This window comes from Mesorhizobium sp. ES1-6, from assembly GCF_020164775.1.
GTDB lineage: Bacteria > Pseudomonadota > Alphaproteobacteria > Rhizobiales > Rhizobiaceae > Mesorhizobium.
In genome coordinates this window covers 1-1,668 of sequence record NZ_JAIUGU010000028.1, presented here as the reverse complement: position 1 = coordinate 1,668, position 1,668 = coordinate 1, and the positions used below count along the sequence as shown (strand labels likewise).

Annotated in this window: 1 protein-coding gene and 1 pseudogene; both read left to right on the top strand. The window is 59.7% G+C overall.

Annotation, left to right across the window (positions count from 1 at the left end; all coding sequences use genetic code 11):
* Window positions 1-814: 814 nt before the first annotated feature.
* Window positions 815-1,081: a type II toxin-antitoxin system ParD family antitoxin gene (locus LB564_RS31435; RefSeq protein ID WP_140710976.1), complete on the top strand. Its 267-nt coding sequence runs from the start codon at window positions 815-817 to the stop codon at window positions 1,079-1,081.
* Window positions 1,082-1,084: 3 nt separating this feature from the next.
* Window positions 1,085-1,395, top strand: a pseudogene (locus tag LB564_RS31430) (type II toxin-antitoxin system RelE/ParE family toxin).
* Window positions 1,396-1,668: the final 273 nt, after the last annotated feature.

The following is a 1,668-nucleotide window of genomic DNA, read 5'->3' as shown; positions in this document are numbered from 1 at the left end:
GGTTCAAATCCTGTCCCCGCAACCAAATACAAAAGAGCCCGCCATCGTGCGGGCTCTTTTGTATTTGGCTCTGGTGGACCGCCGATTCTAACCGGTCATCAGCACCCCGCAAGCAGCCAAAGCCCACACCGCAGGACACATAACTCAAATCCCGTCCCCAAAGACCAAGCATTCCAACATCTCAAAAACAGTCCGCATGGCTCCGGCCAGCGGACTGTTTTGCGTAGGTGGATCCGCTCAGCTCATGCCCGCTCACCGAGCGCAGGCCCGCGAGTATCGTCGGCCCCGAGCACCAAAAGCCGACCCAGCCCGGACGAGAATGCCAAGCTTCTCACGCCAACCAAATCAAAACGTCGCATGGATCCACCCCGCGGGCGTTTTGCGTAGGCGCCTGACCCGTGGCGCCGGCGCCAAAATCTGCAACCCGAACCGAATCATTCATCCCAATCTGCGCCTGGCGCGATAATCGCGTTGATGAAATTCATCGATCGCAGCCGATGAGGGCGCCAAAGAGCGCGCGACGCGTCTTGCGAACCGTTCGAAACCAAACGCGAGATGAATTTAGCCGGTTGGGTTTTAATTCAGCCGGCTTCTCCCGAATCGCGTGCGCGCAGGTCTTGGGTCGCCTCACACGGCCAATCCCGGACCGGGCATGCAGTGTCTCCATGCGCTTTATCGCTACCGAATGGGCGAGGGCTGATTCTCTCGGCGAATCGCAAGGCCGAAACCGCCTGCCGGATCAGCCGAGGTTGCCAATGATTGCCATCTATTGCTACACCTGTCGCGCGGCGCCATATTTCCCCAGGAGGTTGCCATGCCCAATTACGCTCTGAACGACCATTATGAGAGCTTCATCCGGAAACAGCTCGAATCAGGCCGCTACAACAATGCCAGCGAGGTCGTCCGCGCCGGCCTGCGCATGCTCGAGGATTTCGAGGCGGAGCGGGAAAAGTGGCTGCGCGAGGAAATTCCGGGCCGTCTGACCGAGCTCCGGCAGGATCCGACGAAGGGCATTCCAGCCGAAACGGTCTTTTCCACGCTTGAGGCGCGCCATCGCGCGAAGCAGGCGAAAGCCAAGTAGGCAATGGAGTATCGGATTGTCTTTCATCCCGCCGCCCAGGCAGAACTCGAACAGCTCTACGACGACATAGCCGAACGGGCGTCGCCGGCGATCGCCTGGAATTTTGTCGTGGGCATCAAGGAGCATTGTCTCGGCCTATCGACTTTTCCACAGCGCGGTACGGAGCGGCTCGAGATCATGCCTGGCTGCGGATTGTTGGCTACCGGCGGGCGGTCAGCATCGCCTTTGCGGTCGAGGACGAGCAGGTGCTGATCCTGGGCATCTTTTACGCCGGCCGAAACATCACACCGGAATTGCTGGAGGATCGGCGCTGAAAGCCGCTCAGGCGAGGTCCGTGGGCATGCCGGCGGGCAGCCGTTTTTCAAAGCGAAGCCGTGCTCACCATGGGGGCCGAAGTGCGCATCCCAGGCGTGACTAACCGCGGGAAGCGGCGTGGAAACTCAGCCTAGCCAACTCACGAATTTAGGCGCCGTGGATATCTCCACGAGAAATCGAAAAAACATCGCAGATCGGTGTTGACAGTTTTGGTAGGTGGCGACTATATACGCCTCACGAACGAGGGCGGTGCGCCGCTGGCGACGAAGAAG

Excerpts from the sequence above, each read along its gene's own strand:
- LB564_RS31435 (WP_140710976.1), top strand. The coding sequence starts at position 815 with ATGCCCAATTACGCTCTGAACGACCATTATGAGAGCTTCATCCGGAAA.